The 17,265-nt window shown below is 70.7% G+C and carries 18 protein-coding genes; 5 read left to right on the forward strand and 13 right to left on the reverse strand.

The window, feature by feature from the left end; all coding sequences use genetic code 11:
- Nucleotides 1–25 precede the first annotated feature (25 nt).
- Together LDL49_RS04420 and LDL49_RS04425 are read left to right on the forward strand one after the other, a co-directional pair.
- Entirely contained in the window at nucleotides 26–892 is an 867-nt protein-coding gene (locus tag LDL49_RS04420) for an enoyl-CoA hydratase-related protein (protein ID WP_225289578.1), read from the forward strand.
- A gap of 1 nt (nucleotide 893) precedes the next feature.
- Nucleotides 894–1,808, forward strand: coding sequence for an alpha/beta hydrolase (locus LDL49_RS04425; RefSeq protein ID WP_225289579.1), 915 nt, complete (start codon nucleotides 894–896; stop codon nucleotides 1,806–1,808).
- A 39-nt stretch (nucleotides 1,809–1,847) separates the two neighbouring features.
- On the opposite strand, the gene LDL49_RS04430 is transcribed toward LDL49_RS04425, so the two are convergent.
- Nucleotides 1,848–3,341 (reverse strand): alpha/beta hydrolase family protein, encoded by a 1,494-nt coding sequence (locus tag LDL49_RS04430; protein ID WP_225289580.1) that lies wholly within the window; start codon nucleotides 3,339–3,341, stop codon nucleotides 1,848–1,850.
- A gap of 106 nt (nucleotides 3,342–3,447) precedes the next feature.
- Between LDL49_RS04430 and LDL49_RS04435 the strand changes: the two genes are divergently transcribed.
- From LDL49_RS04435 to LDL49_RS04445, 3 genes are all read left to right on the forward strand, one after another.
- Entirely contained in the window at nucleotides 3,448–4,560 is a 1,113-nt protein-coding gene (locus LDL49_RS04435; RefSeq protein ID WP_225289581.1) for an exonuclease SbcCD subunit D, read from the forward strand.
- Nucleotides 4,561–8,262: an AAA family ATPase gene (locus LDL49_RS04440; protein ID WP_225289582.1), complete on the forward strand. Its 3,702-nt coding sequence runs from the start codon at nucleotides 4,561–4,563 to the stop codon at nucleotides 8,260–8,262.
- A gap of 62 nt (nucleotides 8,263–8,324) precedes the next feature.
- Nucleotides 8,325–9,254 carry a dihydrodipicolinate synthase family protein gene (locus tag LDL49_RS04445; RefSeq protein ID WP_225289583.1) on the forward strand — a complete coding sequence of 310 codons (930 nt, stop codon included), beginning with the start codon at nucleotides 8,325–8,327 and terminating at the stop codon, nucleotides 9,252–9,254.
- 176 nt (nucleotides 9,255–9,430) lie between these two features.
- On the opposite strand, the gene LDL49_RS04450 is transcribed toward LDL49_RS04445, so the two are convergent.
- From LDL49_RS04450 to LDL49_RS04505, 12 genes are all read right to left on the reverse strand, one after another.
- Complete coding sequence (locus LDL49_RS04450) at nucleotides 9,431–9,610, reverse strand: sigma factor (RefSeq protein ID WP_225289584.1); 180 nt, start codon at nucleotides 9,608–9,610, stop codon at nucleotides 9,431–9,433.
- Nucleotides 9,611–9,735: 125 nt separating this feature from the next.
- Nucleotides 9,736–10,476, reverse strand: coding sequence for a methyltransferase domain-containing protein (locus LDL49_RS04455; protein ID WP_225289585.1), 741 nt, complete (start codon nucleotides 10,474–10,476; stop codon nucleotides 9,736–9,738).
- Between the two features lie 10 nt (nucleotides 10,477–10,486).
- Nucleotides 10,487–10,684, reverse strand: a complete 198-nt coding sequence (locus LDL49_RS04460) for a hypothetical protein (RefSeq protein WP_225289586.1) — start codon at nucleotides 10,682–10,684, stop codon at nucleotides 10,487–10,489.
- Nucleotides 10,681–11,184: a hypothetical protein gene (locus tag LDL49_RS04465; RefSeq protein WP_225289587.1), complete on the reverse strand. Its 504-nt coding sequence runs from the start codon at nucleotides 11,182–11,184 to the stop codon at nucleotides 10,681–10,683. The genes LDL49_RS04460 and LDL49_RS04465 overlap by 4 nt, the downstream gene beginning before the upstream one ends.
- Complete coding sequence (locus LDL49_RS04470) at nucleotides 11,073–11,504, reverse strand: hypothetical protein (RefSeq protein WP_225289588.1); 432 nt, start codon at nucleotides 11,502–11,504, stop codon at nucleotides 11,073–11,075. Before LDL49_RS04470 ends, LDL49_RS04465 begins: the two co-directional genes overlap by 112 nt.
- A 115-nt stretch (nucleotides 11,505–11,619) precedes the next feature.
- Nucleotides 11,620–12,528, reverse strand: coding sequence for a helix-turn-helix domain-containing protein (locus tag LDL49_RS58195; protein WP_225289589.1), 909 nt, complete (start codon nucleotides 12,526–12,528; stop codon nucleotides 11,620–11,622).
- Nucleotides 12,465–12,995 (reverse strand): DUF6879 family protein, encoded by a 531-nt coding sequence (locus LDL49_RS58200; protein WP_225289590.1) that lies wholly within the window; start codon nucleotides 12,993–12,995, stop codon nucleotides 12,465–12,467. The genes LDL49_RS58195 and LDL49_RS58200 overlap by 64 nt, the downstream gene beginning before the upstream one ends.
- The gene (locus LDL49_RS04485; RefSeq protein WP_225289591.1) at nucleotides 12,992–13,189 is read right to left on the reverse strand and encodes a hypothetical protein; all 198 of its coding nucleotides are present in this window, start codon (nucleotides 13,187–13,189) and stop codon (nucleotides 12,992–12,994) included. The genes LDL49_RS58200 and LDL49_RS04485 overlap by 4 nt, the downstream gene beginning before the upstream one ends.
- 187 nt (nucleotides 13,190–13,376) lie before the next feature.
- Nucleotides 13,377–14,252: a carbohydrate ABC transporter permease gene (locus LDL49_RS58205; protein ID WP_225289592.1), complete on the reverse strand. Its 876-nt coding sequence runs from the start codon at nucleotides 14,250–14,252 to the stop codon at nucleotides 13,377–13,379.
- Nucleotides 14,249–15,133: a carbohydrate ABC transporter permease gene (locus LDL49_RS04495; RefSeq protein WP_225289593.1), complete on the reverse strand. Its 885-nt coding sequence runs from the start codon at nucleotides 15,131–15,133 to the stop codon at nucleotides 14,249–14,251. The genes LDL49_RS58205 and LDL49_RS04495 overlap by 4 nt, the downstream gene beginning before the upstream one ends.
- A complete protein-coding gene (locus tag LDL49_RS04500) occupies nucleotides 15,130–16,434 on the reverse strand; it encodes an ABC transporter substrate-binding protein (RefSeq protein WP_225289594.1) in 1,305 nt (434 codons plus the stop codon). Before LDL49_RS04500 ends, LDL49_RS04495 begins: the two co-directional genes overlap by 4 nt.
- Nucleotides 16,431–17,264, reverse strand: a complete 834-nt coding sequence (locus LDL49_RS04505; RefSeq protein WP_225289595.1) for a PfkB family carbohydrate kinase — start codon at nucleotides 17,262–17,264, stop codon at nucleotides 16,431–16,433. The genes LDL49_RS04500 and LDL49_RS04505 overlap by 4 nt, the downstream gene beginning before the upstream one ends.
- Nucleotide 17,265: the final 1 nt, after the last annotated feature.

Here is a 17,265-nt window from a genome sequence, read left to right on the forward strand (position 1 = left end):
TTAGTAACCGAATAAGATTCGGCGTATGTCCTTCTCCCAGATCGACTACGGCGTGACCAGCCGGGTCGCCACGATCACATTGAAGCGCCCCGAGAGGCTGAACGCCTTCACCTTTGCCATGCGCGGAGAGTTGGTAAAGGCGTTCGACCTCGCGGACGCCGATGACGATGTGCGCGCCGTCGTGGTCACGGGCGCGGGCCGGGCCTTCTGCGCCGGGGCCGACCTGGGCGGTGGCGGCGACACCTTCAGTCGCCGCGAGCCCGGTGAAGGCGAACTCGTCGACGGCGCGCCGCGCGACGGCGGCGGCACGGTCGCGCTGCGCATCGCCCGGTCGCTCAAGCCGGTCATCGGCGCCATCAACGGCCCCGCCATCGGTGTGGGCGTCACGATGACACTGCCGATGGACGTCCGGCTGGCCGCCGACACGGCGAAGTTCGGCTTCGTGTTCGCCCGCCGCGGGATCGTCACCGAGGCCGCGTCGAGCTGGTTCCTGCCCAGGCTCGTCGGCATCGCGCAGGCCATGGAGTGGGTGGCCACCGGGCGCGTCTTCCCCGCCTCCGAGGCGCTGGAGGGCCGTCTGGTGTCCCGCGTGCTGCCCGCCGAGGAGCTGCTGCCCGCCGCCTACGCGCTGGCCAGGGAGATCGCCGACAACACCTCCGCCGTGTCGGTCGCCGCGATCCGCAGGCTGATGTGGTCGGGTCTGTCGGCCTCGTCGCCCTGGGAGGCGCACGCGGCCGACTCCCGGCTGATGGCCGAGCTCGGGTCCGCGCCCGACACCGTCGAGGGGGTGACGTCGTTCCTGGAGAAGCGGCCGGCCGAGTTCCCGATGAAGATCAGTGAGGACCTGCCGGGCAGTGTGCCGTCATGGCCGGTAAATCCCTATCGTGTCTAGCATGTACGACACCACCGTTCTGTCCATGCCGCCCGACTTCGAAGGCGACGTCGTAGCGACGCTGATCTCCCGCCGAGCCGGTTCCCGCAGGGCGGTGCTCTACCTTCACGGGTTCACCGACTACTTCTTCCAGGACCACCTCGCCGACCACTACCTCGGCCGCGGCGTCGACTTCTACGCCCTCGACCTGCGCAAATACGGCAGGTCGCTGCTGCCGCACCAGACCAGGGGCCTGGTCAGGAGCGTCACGGAGTACTTCCCGGAGATCGACGAGGCCGTACGCGTCATCAAGGGCGACCACGACGAGCTGACGATCAACGCGCACTCGACCGGCGGCCTGGTCGCGGCGCTGTGGGCCGACCGCGTCCGTGGCCGGGGCCTGGTGCAGGGGCTCGTGCTCAACAGCCCGTTCTTCGACCTGAACGTGCCCGCCCCGCTGCGCCTGGCCGCCGACCTGCTCAAGACGCCGCTGTCGTACTCCAGCCGGGCGCTGCCGCTGGGCGTCAGCCTCGCGTATGGCCAGAGCCTGCACCGCACCGAACAGGGCGAATGGGACTACGACCTGGCGCTCAAGCCGCTCGGCGGCTTCTCCGTGCACGCCACCTGGCTGGCCGCCATCCGCCGGGCGCAGCGGCGGCTGCACGCCGGCCTGGCCGTGGACGTGCCGGTGCTCGTGCTCGCCTCGGCCACGGGCCTGCGGGTACGCGACTTCGTGCCCGAGGCCCGCTCGGCCGACACCGTACTCGATCCCCGCCACATCGCCCGCTGGGCCACCTGCGTGGGCCCGCACGTCACGTGCGTACGCATCCCCGACGGCATGCACGACCTGGTGCTGTCGGCCGAGCCGGTGCGCAAGCAGGTGTTCGCCCAGATCGACCGCTGGCTGAACGCCTTCGTCTACCAGACCGAAGGTTGAGCGCGTTCGTCTACCAGGTCGGTGGCTGAGCGCCCTCCTCTACCAGGGGAACGCGAACAGCCCGTAGTAGGCCGCCGCCACCAGCAGCAGCCCCGTGCCGCCGAGCACGCCCGCGATCGCCACGTGCTGCCAGCGGCTCGGCCGCATACCTTCCCGCAGCCCCGCCACGACCGCCGCCACCGCCGTGACCTCCTGCACCAGCATCAGCACGGCCAGCACCCGCACCACCAGCCAGCCGGCCAGCACGGCCGGCCAGGCTCCGGCCTGGTTCACCGAGAACAGCACCAGCACCGTGATGAACGCCAGCACCGAGACCAGCAGCCCCAGCCCCGTCCACGCCATCCGGCGCAGCCTCCGCCTGATCGGCGGCCAGAGCCTGGCGTTCGTGTCGGCCGGGGTCTGCCGGCGGCCGCGCAGGCGTACCACCATCGCGGCCACGGGGCCCGCCACGTAGCCGACGGCGGCCAGGCAGATCGTCAGCCCCAGCATCGTGCCGCCCGCGTACCACGGAGCGGCGGGGACGTCGCTGGCCTCGAAGCGCTGCACCGGCGTCGCGCCCGCCACGTGCAGCGGGGGCCGTGCCGTGCCGGGCAGGCCGATGATCCAGTTCGCCAGCGTCTCCAGGTAGCCGTGCGCGAACGGGCCGCCGTTGATCCGCATGGCGTGGTCGGCCTTGTCCATGAAGCGGATCGTGTACTGGTCGTTGCCCGCCGCCTTGAGCGCGGTGATCAGGGATTGGGACGACTCCACGAACGGGATGGACGGGTCCATCGTCCCGTAGAACGCCAGCACCGGCTGCCTGATCTGGCGCAGCGCGGGCATCGCGTCGTACCGGAGGAAGTTGAAGCCCACCCCGCCCATCGCCCTGGTGAGCAGGTCGCGCACGCCGATCGGCGCGTGCAGGCGCTGCAGCTGCTCGTTCAACGCCCAGGCCACCTGCCTGAGCGGCGACACGTTCGGCGACGACACCAGCACCGCGAACCCCACGTCGCGGCTCTTGGCCGCCGCGATGGGCACCACCCAGCCGCCCTCGCTGACCCCCCACAACCCGGTGCGCGTGGGGTCCACGTCGGGACGCGTGCGCATGTACTCGACCATGCGCAGCGCGTCGTCCGCGAGCAGCCCGAAGTCCCGGTCGCGGAAGTTGTAGCCGACCGTCCGTTTGTCGAACGCCAGCGTCACCACGCCCGCCTTGGCCAGGAACTCCGCCTGCGGCGTGAACTCCGTCCGCGAGCCGTTGCCCGACCCCGACACGAACACCATCGCCGGATGCCGGCCCGGCGTCGTGGGGGCGCGGACCGTTCCGACCAGTGTCTGGCCCTCCGCCTGGAGCGAGATCTCCTCCTGGCGCACGGGACCCGCCGCGACCACGGGCCGCAGCTCGTTCGCGGGCTGGGGCGGGAGCGCCTGCATCGTGCGATCGGCCTGAAGTGGCGGAGGGTTGAACGCGGGTGGCAGAACGTAGCCGACGGCGGCCAGGGCCACCAGCACCAAACCTGCGGCGACGCTCACGGTGCCACGGCCAGTGCGCATCGGCCTCCCCATGTGGGTTGAATTGCCCGCTGATCTTTCAGCCTACTCCCGAGACGTGTGACGCAGGGGACCGCATTTGTCGGTGAGACCTGTTAGCTTCCTGCGAATGCGGATCCTGCACACCTCCGACTGGCATCTGGGACGTTCGTTCCATCGCGAGAGCCTGCTCGAAGGCCAGGCCGCGTTCATCGACCACCTGATCGAGACGGTGCGCGCCGAGCGGGTCGACGTGGTGGTGGTGTCCGGCGACGTCTACGACCGCGCCCTGCCGCCGGTCGACGCGGTCGCGCTCTGCGGCGACGCGCTGCGCCGCCTGATGGGCACCGGCGCCCGCACCGTGCTGATCAGCGGCAACCACGACTCGGCCCGGCGGCTCGGGTTCGGCGCCGACCTGATCGACGCCGCCGGGGTCCACCTGCGCACCGACCCGTCCCGCGCCTGGGAGCCCGTGCTGGTGGACGACGTCGCCTTCTACGGGATCCCCTACCTGGAGCCCGAGCTGGTACGCGGCCCCTGGGAGCTGCCCGACCGCAGCCACACCGCCGCGCTGTCCCACGCCATGGCGCACATCCGCGCCGACGCTCCCCGACACCGCCACTCGGTGGTCCTGGCCCACGCCTTCGTCACCGGGGGAGAGGCCAGCGACAGCGAGCGCGACATCAGCGTGGGCGGAGTGGCGCACGTGCCGCTGTCGGCCTTCGAGGGGGTCGACTACGTCGCGCTCGGCCACCTGCACGGCCGCCAGCGGATGTCGGAGACGGTCCGCTACTCCGGCTCCCCCCTGGCCTACTCCTTCTCGGAGGTCAACCAGAAGAAGGGGTCGTGGCTGGTCACCCTCGGTTCCATGGAGGTCGACTTCGTCCCCGCGCCGGTGCCCCGGCCGATCGGCCGCCTGCGCGGTCTGCTGGAGGATCTGCTGACCTCCTCGGCATATGACGATGTGGAAGACCACTGGCTGCAGGTCATACTGACCGACCCGATCCGCCCCAAATCAGCCATGGACCGGCTGCGCGCCCGCTTTCCCCACACGCTGGCACTGTCCTTCGAGCCGTCAGGCGGCGCTCCCGTCTCCCAGCCCGCCCGCCTGAGCGGCCGGCCGGAGGCGGAGGTGGCGCTCGACTTCATTCGGGAAGTACGCGGCGAGCCTGCCGGACCTGACGAGGAAGACCTGCTAAGACAGGCGATCGAGGCAGCCAGGGTGAAGGAGACGATGGCGTAGATGCGGCCGCACCGGCTCACGCTCACGGCCTTCGGGTCCTTCCCCGGTTCGGAGACGGTCGATTTCGACGCTCTGGCCGAGGCCGGCCTCTTCCTCGTCCACGGGCCGACGGGCGCGGGCAAGACCACGATCCTCGACGCTCTCTGCTTCGCCCTCTACGGCCAGGTCCCGGGCCAGCGCAACAGCGCCCGCGCGCTGCGCTGCGACCACGCCGCGCCGTCCGTCGGGCCCTCGGTCTCGCTTGAGGTGTCGCTGCGGGGCCGGTTACTGCGCATCCAGCGTTCTCCGGTGTGGCAGCGGCCCAAGTTGCGCGGGTCCGGGTTCACCGAGGAGAAGGCCAAGGTCATCGTCGAGGAACGGGTCGGGTCCGCCTGGCACGGCCTGACGACCCGCTCCGACGAGGCCGGCGACCTGGTGGGCGGGCTGCTCGGCATGAACGCCGACCAGTTCTGCCAGGTCGCGATGCTGCCCCAGGGGGATTTCGCCAGGTTCCTGCGCGCCGATGGGGATGACCGGCGGCGGCTGCTGGAGCGTCTTTTCACCGTGAAGGTGTTCACCCAGACGGAGTCCTGGCTGGCCGAGCACCGCAAGGCGGCTTGGCGGGATCAGCAGGAGCTGCGGCAGCAGGTGGACTTCGCGATCCAACGCCTGGAGGAGGCGGCAGGCGACCTCTCGGCTTCGGACGCTGCCCCCACGCCCGCTGCCCCCGCGCCCGGTGCCGACGCCGCCGTGCCCGGTGCCGATGGCGTGGCGTCCGGTGCTGGCGCTGTGGCTTCCGGTGCTGGCGTTGCCGCGCCCGGTGCCGACGCCGATCCGCCTGATCCGGACACCGACCCGCTGGGGTGGGCCGGCGCGCTGCTCGCCGCCGCCCGCGCCGTCGTCGTCCGGACGGCCGAGCAACACGCGGCGGCCGGGCACGCACTGCGTTCGGCGCGTTCCCGCTTCGAGCAGGCGACGGCACTGGCCGACCGCCAGCGCCGCCACGCCGAGGCTCTGACGTTGCGCCGCACCCTGGACGAGCGATCCGAGGAACGCGCCGAGCTCCAGGCCATCCTCGACGACGCCGCCCGCGCGGACCGCGTGCTTCCGCTCATCCGGGCCGCCCGCCAGCGCGCCGAAGCCGCCGCCAAGGCCCACTCCCTGGCCACGGACGCCGTCGCCCGCGCCCATCCCCTCCTGAAAGCCACCCCGCCCACCGGACCGAGTCTGGTCGGCTGGGTCGAGCCCGAGCGACTTCATGCCATGGAGCGAGCCCGGCAGGCAGAGATCGCCCGCCTGTCCGAGCTGCTCACCGAGGAAGCCAGACTGCTGGTCGTCCGCCGGGACCTGCAGCGCGTCGAGGATGAGCTGACCGGGCTGGCCGCCGAGGACGAGACCGCCGCCACCCGGCTCGCCGCCCTGCCCGCCCTCGTCGAGGAGGCCGAACGCAAGCTGGCGCGGGCCAGGCTGGACGCCGCCAGAATCCCGGCGGCCGAGGCCGTACGGACCGCGGCGGCCGAGCTGATCACCGTCGGCCGGCAGCTGGCCGACCTGACCGCGGAGCTGGACGGGCTCACCCAACGCGAGGCCGAGGTGGCCGCTGCCGACGCGGAGCTGCCCGGACGGCTGGCCGACGTCAACGCCCGCCTCGCCGAGGTACGGGCCGAGACGGCCGCCATCCCCGCCGCCGTCGCGACACTCGACGCGGCCCGGGCCGTACGAGATGCCGCCCACCGGGCCGAGACGCTGGCCGCCGAGCTGGAGTCCGCCACCGCCGACCACCAGTCGCTGGTGGACCGCGCCCAGGGCCTGCGCGAGCACTGGCTGGACGTACGGCAGGCACGCATCGACGGCATGGCCGCCGAGCTGGCGCGCGAGCTGTCCGACGGCAGCCCGTGCGCCGTGTGCGGCTCCGCCGACCACCCCCACCCGGCCTCGCCCGCCCCCAGCGCCCCGTCCCCCGACGACGAGCTGGCGGCGGAGCGCGCCCACGAGAGGGCCCTCTCCGAACGCGAGGCGGCCGAACGCGCACTCGCCTCCCTGGAGTCCCGCCACGCCGACGCCGTGTCGGCGGCGGGCGGCCTCGACACCGGCACCGCCGAGACCGCGGCGCTCCAGGCCCAGGAGGAGCTGGCCCGCCTGGAGGCGATCGCCGAACGCGAGCCCGCACTGGCCGCCGAGCTGGACCGCATCGAGACGGAGCGCGACCGCGTCCGGGAGCAGGCCCGCGAGCTCGGCGAACTACTCACGGCCCACCGCACCCACCGCACCCACTTCCAGGCCGAACGCGCCCGCCTCGTCACCCGCCTCCTCCAGAGCGGCCTCCTCGACACCCACCGCCCCAACGCCGACGCCCGGGTATCTGCCCCCGACAGCCGCCGCCCCGATGCCGACACCCGAGACGCGGCCTCTGACGGAGTGGTTCCGGCCGACGGCGGTGGAGCGGAGATCGGTCCCGAGCTGGCGCCCTCCGTGCTGGCCGTGGCCGAGGAGGAAGTGGCGCGGCTTCGGGAGTCGGCCGGTCGGGAGGCCGGGCTGGCGCGGGAGGCCGCCGGGCTCAGCCAGGAGCGGGTGGCGCTGGAAGAGCGCGCGCGCCGGGTCACCGCCCGCCTGGCCGCCTGCCGTACCAGGCAGGAGGAGCTCAGCGGTGACGCGGGGCGGCTCACCGCGCGGCTCGACAGCGCGCGCGGCGACGACCCCACGCTCACCGCCCGCCTGTCCAGGCTGAACGACGAGGCCGAACTGCTCCGGGAGGCCCTGGAAGCCACGCAGGCGGCCGTCGCCACCGAGGCTGAGCGGGTCAGCGCGGTGGAGGCGGCCGGACGGGCGGCTCTGGAGGCGGGGTTCGGCGATGTGGCCGACGTGGAGGCCGCCGCCAGGAGCGAGTACGAGCGGGACGGCAAAGCGGAGCTGCTGCGGCGGCTCGACGCGCAGCACGCGGCCGTGACCAGTACGCTGGCCGATCCCGAGCTGGTGGCCGCCGCGCGGCAGGACGTACCCGATCTGGTCGCCGCCGAGGCGGCGCGCGACGAGGCCGAACAGGCGCACACGGCCCTGGCGTCGGCCAGGGACCGGGCCGCGCAGCGGGAGGAGCGGGTGGCCGAGCTGGGCGCGGAGCTGGCCGCGTGCATCGAGCGGTGGCAGCCCGCCGCCGACCGGCACCGGCTGGCCGAGCGGCTGGCGGCGCTGGCCAGCGGTACGTCGAGTGACAACCAGTGGAACATGAGCCTGTCGTCGTTCGTGCTCGGCGAACGGCTCCGGCAGGTGGTCGACGCCGCCAACGAGCGCCTCGACCACATGTCGGCCGGACGCTACCTGCTGCGGCACGACCTGCGGAAGACGGCCGGGGCCAGGGGGCGTTCGGGGGGCGGGCTGGGGCTGCGCGTGGCCGACGGATGGACGGGCGTCGACCGCGACCCGGCCACGCTGTCGGGTGGGGAGAGCTTCATCACCTCGCTGGCCCTCGCGCTCGGCCTGGCCGACGTGGTGACCGCCGAAGCGGGCGGCGCCGAGATCGGCACGCTGTTCGTGGACGAGGGCTTCGGCACGCTCGACGAGGACACGCTCGACGGCGTGCTCGACATCCTCGACGGGCTGCGCGACGGAGGACGGGCGGTCGGCATCATCAGCCACGTCGCCGAGCTGCGATCGAGGATCCCGGCCCAGCTCAGGGTCTCCAAGACGCGCACCGGATCCACGCTGTCGGCGGTCGGGGTGGGCTGACGACCGGCCCAGAGCCGCCGCGTCTACCCATGCCGCACCGGTGTCTGATGATATTTCGGCGTATGACGACATTTCTCAGGCGAAAGACCCTCGGTGGTACGTGGGGCACCGTCCTGCTGCCGCTCCGCCCCGACGACTCGATCGACTTCGCCCGGCTGGCCGACGAGCTGGACCGGCTGGCCGTGGCGGGTCTGGACGGCGTGTACGCCCACGGTACGGCGGGGGAGTTCCACGCCATAACCGATGAGGAATACCAGCAGGTCAACGAGCTGCTCGCGGAGCGTTGCGCCGGCCTGCCGTACCAAATAGGCGCCAGTCACATGAGCGCCACCACCTGCCTGCGGCGGGTAGAGCTCGCCCGTGAGCTCCACCCCGGCGCCATCCAGGTGATCCTGCCGGACTGGGCGCCGCCGTCGTTGGCCGAGGTGGTGGGCTTCCTCGAGCGGGTCGCCGAGGTCGCCGACCCCGTGCCGCTGGTCCTGTACAACCCGCCGCACGCCAAGACCCGCCTCACGCCCGCCGCCTTCGGCATGCTGGCCGCACGGGTTCCCGCGCTGGTCGGGGTGAAGGTCGCGGGGGGCGATGCGGGCTGGTATCGCGAGATGCGAACCGAGGCGGCCGATCTGCCGGTTTTCGTGGCGGGGCACACCCTTGCCACCGGTACGGAACTGGGCGCGGCGGGGTCTTACTCCAACATCGCGGCGTTCAGCCCGGCCGGTGCCATGGCCTGGCAGCATCTCATGCGCGCCGACCAGGCGGCGGCGCGCGATGTGGAGCGCCGGATCGGGCTGTTCTTCGCCGAGCACGTCCAGCCGCTGGCGTCCGGTGGGTACGCCAATCCGGCGCTCGACAAGTTCCTCGCCCATGTCGGTGGCTGGGCGGACATCGGCACCCGCGTCCGCTGGCCGTACCGGTCGGTGGAGCAGGAGCACGCCGAGCGGCTCCGCCCGATCGCCAGGACGGCCCTGCCGGAGCTGTTCCCCGCACCGTAGCAGCCGAGAGCCGGGAGCCCGGCGGGAGCCGAGCGCCGAGGGCCGAGAGCCGACGCCGCCTGCGCCCGGCACCCGGCCGGGCTCACCCGCCCTTCGCAACGGTGTTCCTGACCTCTACCGGGCGTTTGATCAACTTGTGTAGGCGCGGGCCAGATCGGCGACCCGCTGGAGTTCTGTCAGGTCCAGCCGGGCGGGATAGGAGCCGAACGTAACGCCTGCCGCCCGATCATGCGGACCAGCACACTCTGTACGAGGTCCTCCGCGAGGTGGACCTCTCCGGTGAGCAGATAGGCCAGGCGCATCAACGAGCGTTGGTGAGCATCCACGACCGCCTGGAAACTGGCATCGCGATCCAACGTCTCTCCTCAAGTCGGTAACCTCCAGACGCTGTGGGCGCGGCGAAAGGTTGGCACTCCTGAGGCCGGATGGCACGGAGGAGTCCCAGCTGTGGCGCAGACGCTTCCGCGCGCCTGCTCAGGACTCAGGTGGTACTCAGTACCCGTTCCGGTGTATCCAGCCAGATCGACTGGCCGTCCGGCGCGACGGTGAGGCCGTAGCGGCGCCAGTGCGGCTCGCCCCAGCTCACCCACTGCGCGTACGCCTGGACGACCTCATCCCACACAGGCCGGTCGCCCACCTGCTGAACCCCGTGACCCACACTTCCGGGCCGCCAGGTGGCCACCGCCCACGACCGGCCGTCGTCGGGATCGTAGATCCACGTGCGCACGTATTCGCCGTCCTCATCGGCACCCTCGGTGGTGTGCGACCGCAGACCCGTCAGCGCACCGATGGCCAGATCCGCGCCCGCGCCCAGCCGGTCGAGCGCTCGCGGGTCGAGCGCCGTCCGGTAATGCCGACGCCCTTTGCCCGGCGGCGGGTCCTCGCCCGGTTTCAGCCGCTGCGACCGCATCATCATGTAGCCGGCGTACCCGACCGCCCGCCCGATGGCGGTGCCGTCGTCCCGCACCTCCAGGCGTAGCGCGTGACTGGTGCCATAGCCGGGATGCCACGGCAGCACGATCACGCCGCCGGGACGGGTCTGCTTCACCCAGGCGTACGGAATCGTGCGGATGCCGCAGGTGACGTGCACCCGGTCGTACGGCTCCCCGTCCGCGCAGCCGAGCGCGCCGTCGCCGACGAGCAGCCGCGGATGGGTCCCGGACTCGGCGAGGTTCTTCGCCGCCTGCTCAGCGACCTGTGGGTCCACCTCGATGGAGGTCACCTCTCCCCGATCACCAGGTGGCGGGGTCGGCGTCGCGGTCGATCAGGTACGGCGCCCCCTCCTCTTCGACAACCAGGCCCACGGCGGGAATGAACAGGTGGCGAGGCACGGCGTGCACGGCGTCCGTGATGGATGGGCTGATGTCTCCGGATCCCTCGGGATCCAGGGCGGCGCTCAGTCGTGCGAGGCGCTCGGGCGTGACGCTCACTTCCCCTTGCCCTTCCCATCGGCGTGGTCGCCCTGGGGTTTCTGTTGCTGGTCGTTGGTACTGCCGGTGCCGCCCTCCTTGCCGGTGACCTCTTTCTCCTTGGGGCTGTTCGGGTCCTCGTGTCGGCCCACTGCTGTCTCCTCTCGTGGTGCGGGGGTCTGACGGCGCAAGCGGCCTTTGGGCTCGTCTCTCATGTCGTCCAAGGCCAGCCATGGTTGCTTGCCGAGGGCGAAGCGCAGCCAGTACGCCGTCTCCGGCCCGCACGGGATGTGGATCTCGTGTCGTACCTTCACGGCCGGGGCCGGGAAACCCTCGGCCGGCTCGTACAGGTCGGCGGTGACCGCGAACGGCCTGGCTTTCGCCACGGTGACGAGCCGGGCCCGCTCGCTCAGGCGCGGGCACGTCGCCAGCGACTCGGGAACGCAGTCCGGGCAGGTGGGCGGCAGGTTCGTGATCGGCGTGCCGTCGGTGTGGTCGCCGGGTCGTCCACGAACAGCCACGTGGTCCGGCCGTCCTTCTTCTGGCGGCACGAGCCGCTGCACACCATGCACAGGTGCTCGTTCATCATGCGGCGGGTGCGCGGTGTGTTGATCGCCCGCCACTTGTACGCCCCGGACCGGTCCTGACCGTGCCGCAACCAGAGAAGGCCGCGTTCCCAGTCGTGCGGGCGTGGGTCCTCGTACGTCAGGAACAGCGCGCCGGCTGCGGGATCGAAGGCGAACGTGAGTGCGTGCTCCTCGACCTCGCCGGTCCAGAGGTTCTGGTCTGGGATCCGCCAGCCGCCCCGAGTGCGGTGCACGGCGTCGATAAGGGCGGTCACGCTTGTGGCGCCTGTGTCCGGCATCGGGGCGGGCGTTTGCGAGGGGGTTCGGACCCGTGACTGTCCATGTACGGAACGCTACGGATCGAGGAGCGCGGAGCTCAACGAAGTTGCTTTAGATTTCTCCTTGATCGTTCAGTACCTGGCCGACCAGTCGGCGTGCCTCCTCGCCGCGTACTGCCAAGGCCATAAGACGGTCGAACGCCTTCTCGTAGATCGTGACCTCGTGGCGCTGTCGCAGCGTCAGCTCGGCGGTGTACGTGGCCACGGTCACCATGCGGCTGTCGTAGATGGTGAACGCGTTATTCCTGGGCACCGTGTACGGCGCCGCCAGCGGCACGATGCCGAGGCTGAGACGCGGCGCATGAGTGGCATCCAGCAGTCGGCGCAGCTGCTCCGTCATCGCCTCGCGGTCGCCTACTGCGGTGTACAGCGCTGCCTCGCCAAGGAGGAACAGGAACCGGCGATGGGCGCGGCCGAGTACCCGCTGGGCCTCCAGTCGGGCCTGTACGCCCTCCTCAATGTCGTCAGGAATGCCGTGGAAATCGATGACCGTCGTCAGGATGCCGCGCGCGTACGGGGCCGTCTGGAGCAGCCCAGGGATGACCGTGGGTTCCCAGGCCCGGATGAGCCGCGTCTTCTCGTAGGCGTCGATGTTGGCGCGCTGGCGACGCCGCGTACCGGTCTTGAGGGACCGCCTCCAGTCCATGTACTGAGCGTCGATCGAGCGGACAGCCGCGACCAGATCGCTGATCTCGCTGGGGAATTGGCAGGCAACGCACCAGTCCCGGATGTCATCTTCAGAGGGAACCTGCTTGCCGAGCTCGATCTTCGACACCTTGGACGGCACCCATCCGCACGAGGTGGCGAGCTCGCGGCCGGTCAGCCCGGCATCGCGCCTCAGGTCTCGCAGGCGGATGCCGAGCGCTTGAACGGCTTGCTGCCCGAGAAGGGGTTGATTCACCGGAGGTGCGCGGCGAACTCGTCCAGCGACTGGGCATGCTTCAGGGCCAGATCCCGCCACGCCAGGTGACGCGAGACAACCTCGCGATCGGTGACGAGTTCGGCGCCGGCGAACGTGTCGTCGGCGTCGTCGAAGTGCAACCAGATCAGGCGGGAGCCGTCGAGCAGCCAGGCGTCGTACGGGTCGAGGCCAAGCCGCGCGGCAACATCGCGGCGCAGATAGCGGATGTCCTCCCCGGCCCGCACGCTGAGCTGAGCCACCTTCATGCCGTACCTCGTGTAGTCGGACGGCGGTACGGACACGATGCGGACTCGCTGCCAGGTCTTCCCGGATGCGACGTCGCGGCTGATCTTCTCCATCCAAGACCGATGCCACGCGTAGTCGTCCGACTCGCCGGCCTGCCACTTGCGGAACGGCTCGGCGCCCACAGCGCTGTTGTAGCGCTCCCGGAGCTCGAACCGGAATGCGCTGGTGGTGAAGGTGGCGAGCAGGTCGCCCAGCTCTGCCTCGGACAGAAGCACGGTCACCCCTGGGGGAAGTGTGGCAGGAGGTCCTTGGGGATCTCGATGATGATCTCGTCGGGGGCCAGGTTGACGGCATCGCCGAGGGCCTCGGGATCGGTGATCAGCTTTCCCTGGACTGCGATCGTGTCGCGGTCCGTCTCGTAGACGGCGGGACAGGTGCCTTGCTCGCTGTTGCTTCCGAGGAATCGCAGGCGCATGGCCGCTCCTTGATCGGATTTCTTGGAGTTTCTCCATTCGCGCCGATCGTCCATTGGCCTTGAGCCCCTCGTCAATAGCAGACGCGAGAGAACCGCATCTCCTCCCCCACGAAGAAGGTGTTCTCCGCATCGGCCGCCCTCGACGAACCACCTGAGAGAGATCAGGGCCGCGCCAGGCGGCCCTGGGTCACTTGCCCACCCCTTCCGTGAGGCCGCGCAGGAACTGGCGCTGGCCGATCAGGAACAGCACGATCGTCGGCAGCGCTGCCATGGTCAGCCCCGCCATCATCACCGGCCAGTCCGTGAGCAGGCGGCTCTGCATGGCCATCAGCCCGACCGGCAGCGTCTTCAGCGAGTCGTCACTGACGAACACCAGCGCGAACGCGAACTCGTTCCACGCGAACAGCGCCTGCAGCAGCGCCGCCGACACCAGGATGGGCCGCGACATCGGCAGGATGATCCGCCAGAAGATTTGCGTGGTGGACGCGCCGTCGATGGTGGCCGCCTCGTCCACGGAGCGCGGCAGCTCGATCATGTACGCCCGGATCAGGAAAATCGTGAAAGGCACCCGAAAAGCGGTGTAAAGCACGATCAATGCCCAGTACGTGTCGAAGAGCCCGATCGACGTCAGCAGGCGGAAGAGCGGGATCAGCGCCACCGTCGGCGACAGCAGCAGCCCGCCCAGCACCAGCAACGCCACCCCGTTCCCGAACGGCAGCCGCAACCGGCACATCCCGTAAGCCGCCCACGCGCTGATCAGCGTCGTGGCCACGATCGACGCCGAGGTGACGATCACGCTGTTGGTGAAGTAGCGGACGACACCCAGGTCCCAGGCCCGCGCCCAGTTGTCCCAGCGCAGCTCGCCGGGCAGCCCCCACGGCTGGTTGAAGATCTCCTGGTTGTCCTTGAACCCGCTGAGCACCATCCACAGCACCGGATAAAGCACCGCGATCCCGAACCCGGCCAGCAGGCTCCACCCGAGCAGCCGGCCCACGACCGACCGCAGCCGTATGGGGGTCTCCGCGCGTACCACGGCCGGGCGGGTCAGGCTGGTCGAGATCACGAGTCGTACCTCCGGCGGCGGGACACGGCCAGTTGTACGGCCGCGATGGCGAACGTGATGACGAAGATCACCGTGGCGACGGTGGCCGCGTAGCCCATGTCGTCCTCCATGAACGCCTTGCGGTACAGCCATGTGCCGAGCACCTGGCTGGAGTTGTCGGGACCGCCGGCCGTCATCACCATGACCTCGTTGAACACCAGGAAGGCGCCCGAGATCGTGAGGATGACCACCAGCGTCGTCATCTCCCTGACCATCGGCAGCGTGATGGAGAAGAACGTACGCACCGGGCCGCCGCCGTCGACCTTGGCGGCCTCGTAGTACTCGCGGGGGATGCGCTGGATGGCCACCACGAACAGCACGGCGGTGTAGCCGACCGACTGCCACTGGCTCATCGCGATGACGCTCCAGATGGCCGAGCCCTCCTCGCCCAGCCAGGCCCTGGCCAGGTGGCCGAGGCCGAGGCCGTTGAGCGCCTCGTTCAGCAGGCCGTACCGGGGGTTGTAGAGGAAGGAGAACAGCACGCCCACGACCGTGATCGACATCGCGGCCGGGATGAAGTAGAGCGTGCGCAGCAGGCCGCGCATGCGCCGCCCGACGAGCTCCTCCAGCAGTGCGGCCAGCACCAGCGACAGCCCGCCCTGGAAGACCAGCGAGACCACGGCGTAGGCGGCGTTGTTGCCCAGCGCCCGCCAGAACACCGGGTCGCCGAACGCCTCGGCGTAGTTGTCCAGGCCCACGAACCGGGGCTCGGGCGAGAAAGCGTTCCAGGAGAACAGGCTCAGCCGCAGGTTGTCGGCGATCGGGTAGTAGACGAACACCAGCAGGAGGACGACGGCGGGCAGCACCCAGGCCCAGGCACGCCACCGCCTCAGCACGGTCACCCGACTTCCTTCTTGGCCTTGGCCGCCGCCTTCTGGACGCCGGCCATGACCTGCTCGGGAGTACGGGAGCCGGACAGCATGCCCTCGACTCCGGACAGGTACGCGCCGGCGACCTCGGCGTTGGTGATCGTGTCCAGCCAGATGGCGAAGCTGCCGGCCTTGCCGATGTCCTGCAGAGCGTCCGTGAGCTGGGGGTAGGAGTTCGCGGAGGTGGCCGAGTCCTTGACCGGGCTGAGCCAGCCGATGTCCTTGGTCATCGTGGCCGCGTTCTCCTTGCTGGACAGGAACTTCAGGAAGTCCACGGCCAGGCCCGCGTTCTTGCTCTGGCCGTTGACCAGGAAGCCGTCGGGGGCGCCGGTCAGCGCGTTCGTGTCGCCGGGGGCGCTCGCCGGGGCGGGCAGGCGCAGGAAGCTCCAGTCGAGCTTCGACTTGTTGAGCACGTCGAACTCGACCGACTCCAGATAGTGCATGGCCGCCTTCCCGGACAGGAACTGCGCCTGCGCGGTCTCGTGCGACAGCCCATTGGCGTCCTTGGTGCCGCAGCGGGCCACCAGATCGCCGAACTGCTTGAGCGCCGTGACGTACCCGGGATCGGTGAAGGCGCCCGTCGCCGGGGCGTAGTCGGTCTCCAGCGTCTTGGGGGCCACGTCGTAGGCGTTCAGCTGGGTGATGAAGTGGATGGCCGCCCAGCCGTACTGGTTTCCGAAGGCGATCGGCTGCACGCCCCCGGACTTGAGCGTGTCGCAGGCGGTCAGCAGCTCCTCGAACGTCTTGGGCACCTGCACGCCCGCCTTGGTGAAGACCGCCTTGTTGTAGGCGAGGTACTTGCCGTCGAGGTCGACCGGCATGCCGTAGTACTTGCCGTTGTACTGGAACGCCTTCAGCGCGGCCGGCGCGAACGTCGAGCCCCACGGGGTGTCCGGCCCGATGACGCCGGTCAGGTCCGCGGCCAGCCCGGCCCGGACGAACTTGTTGGCGAAGTCGCCGGCCCAGGAGAAGTAGATGTCCGGTAGGTCCTTCGACGCCGTGAGCACCCGGATCTTGTCCTTGTACGGCTGGTCGCCGACCTGCTCGAGCTTGATGTCGACCTTCGGATTGGCCGTCTTGTACGCCGCCACGACCTTCTCGAAGTAAGGCGCGTACTTCGGATCGGCGAACTTGGTGACCATCGTCAGAGTGCCCGACTTGTCCTTGGGCGCGGACAGGTCGGCCTTGGCGGGCGCGCCGGCGGATCCGCCACCGCAACCGGCGGTGACCAGCGCCGTGCCCAGCAGTAGGGCGGTCCAGCGATGCGTGTTCATGAGGTCTCCTTGGTGCTTGACAGGGGGGCTTCGTGTCCGAAGGCGCCGTAGGAGGTACAGGCGTGGGAGGCGTAGGCGGTGGCCGCGACGGCCAGCGCGGGCAGGTCCTCGCCGCGGGCCAGGCCGACCAGCAGGCGGGCGATGAACGCGTCACCGGCGCCGAGCGTGTCCACCACGGCGACGGGCTCGGCGGCACCCCAGGCGACCACGTCTCTGGAGCCCTCTAAGGAGACCAGGACGGCACCGTGGGCGCCGAGGGTGACCGCCACCGTGGCCGGGCCCAGCGCCCTGACCCGCCGCGCCAGCGCGAGCGCCTCGTCGCGCGAGCCGGACGGGCTGGACAGGATCGCGATCCCGGCGTGCCGGGCATGCTCCTCGACGTAGTCCCACGGGCGTTCGGAGAAGTCGAACGACAGCCGCCTGGTGTGCGCGGCCAGCTGGTCGAGCTGGCCCTCCAGGAACGAGCACTCGCCGGTGTGCACGATGTCGGCGGCCGCCAGCCGTACCAGATCCTCGGGGGAGAGGCGGAACCGCGAGACGCCCTCGCGCCCGCCGGTGAACTTGCGCTCGCCCACGACGAGACGGACGGTGGCGAAGGCGTTCGGCCCGTCCACCGTCCGCAGCAGCGACAGGTCCACGCCTTCGGCGGCCAGCGCGTCGCGCACCACGCGCCCGGCCTCATCGGTGCCGACCGCGCCCAGGTAGCCCGACTCGGCGCCCGTACGGCGGGCGTGCACGGCGACGTTCACGGCGTTGCCGCCCGGATACATGACGCCGAGATCGGGGTAGCGGTCGACGACGTTGTCCCCGACGGCCACCAGGCGAATCAAG

The sequence above is a fragment of the Nonomuraea aurantiaca genome (assembly GCF_020215705.1).
Classification (GTDB): domain Bacteria; phylum Actinomycetota; class Actinomycetes; order Streptosporangiales; family Streptosporangiaceae; genus Nonomuraea; species Nonomuraea aurantiaca.

Excerpts from the sequence above, each read along its gene's own strand:
- LDL49_RS04420 (WP_225289578.1), top strand. The coding sequence starts at position 26 with ATGTCCTTCTCCCAGATCGACTACGGCGTGACCAGCCGGGTCGCCACG.
- LDL49_RS04425 (WP_225289579.1), top strand. The coding sequence starts at position 894 with ATGTACGACACCACCGTTCTGTCCATGCCGCCCGACTTCGAAGGCGAC.
- LDL49_RS04430 (WP_225289580.1), bottom strand. The coding sequence starts at position 3,341 with ATGCGCACTGGCCGTGGCACCGTGAGCGTCGCCGCAGGTTTGGTGCTG.
- LDL49_RS04435 (WP_225289581.1), top strand. The coding sequence starts at position 3,448 with ATGCGGATCCTGCACACCTCCGACTGGCATCTGGGACGTTCGTTCCAT.
- LDL49_RS04440 (WP_225289582.1), top strand. The coding sequence starts at position 4,561 with ATGCGGCCGCACCGGCTCACGCTCACGGCCTTCGGGTCCTTCCCCGGT.
- LDL49_RS04445 (WP_225289583.1), top strand. The coding sequence starts at position 8,325 with ATGACGACATTTCTCAGGCGAAAGACCCTCGGTGGTACGTGGGGCACC.
- LDL49_RS04485 (WP_225289591.1), bottom strand. The coding sequence starts at position 13,189 with ATGCGCCTGCGATTCCTCGGAAGCAACAGCGAGCAAGGCACCTGTCCC.
- LDL49_RS04500 (WP_225289594.1), bottom strand. The coding sequence starts at position 16,434 with ATGAACACGCATCGCTGGACCGCCCTACTGCTGGGCACGGCGCTGGTC.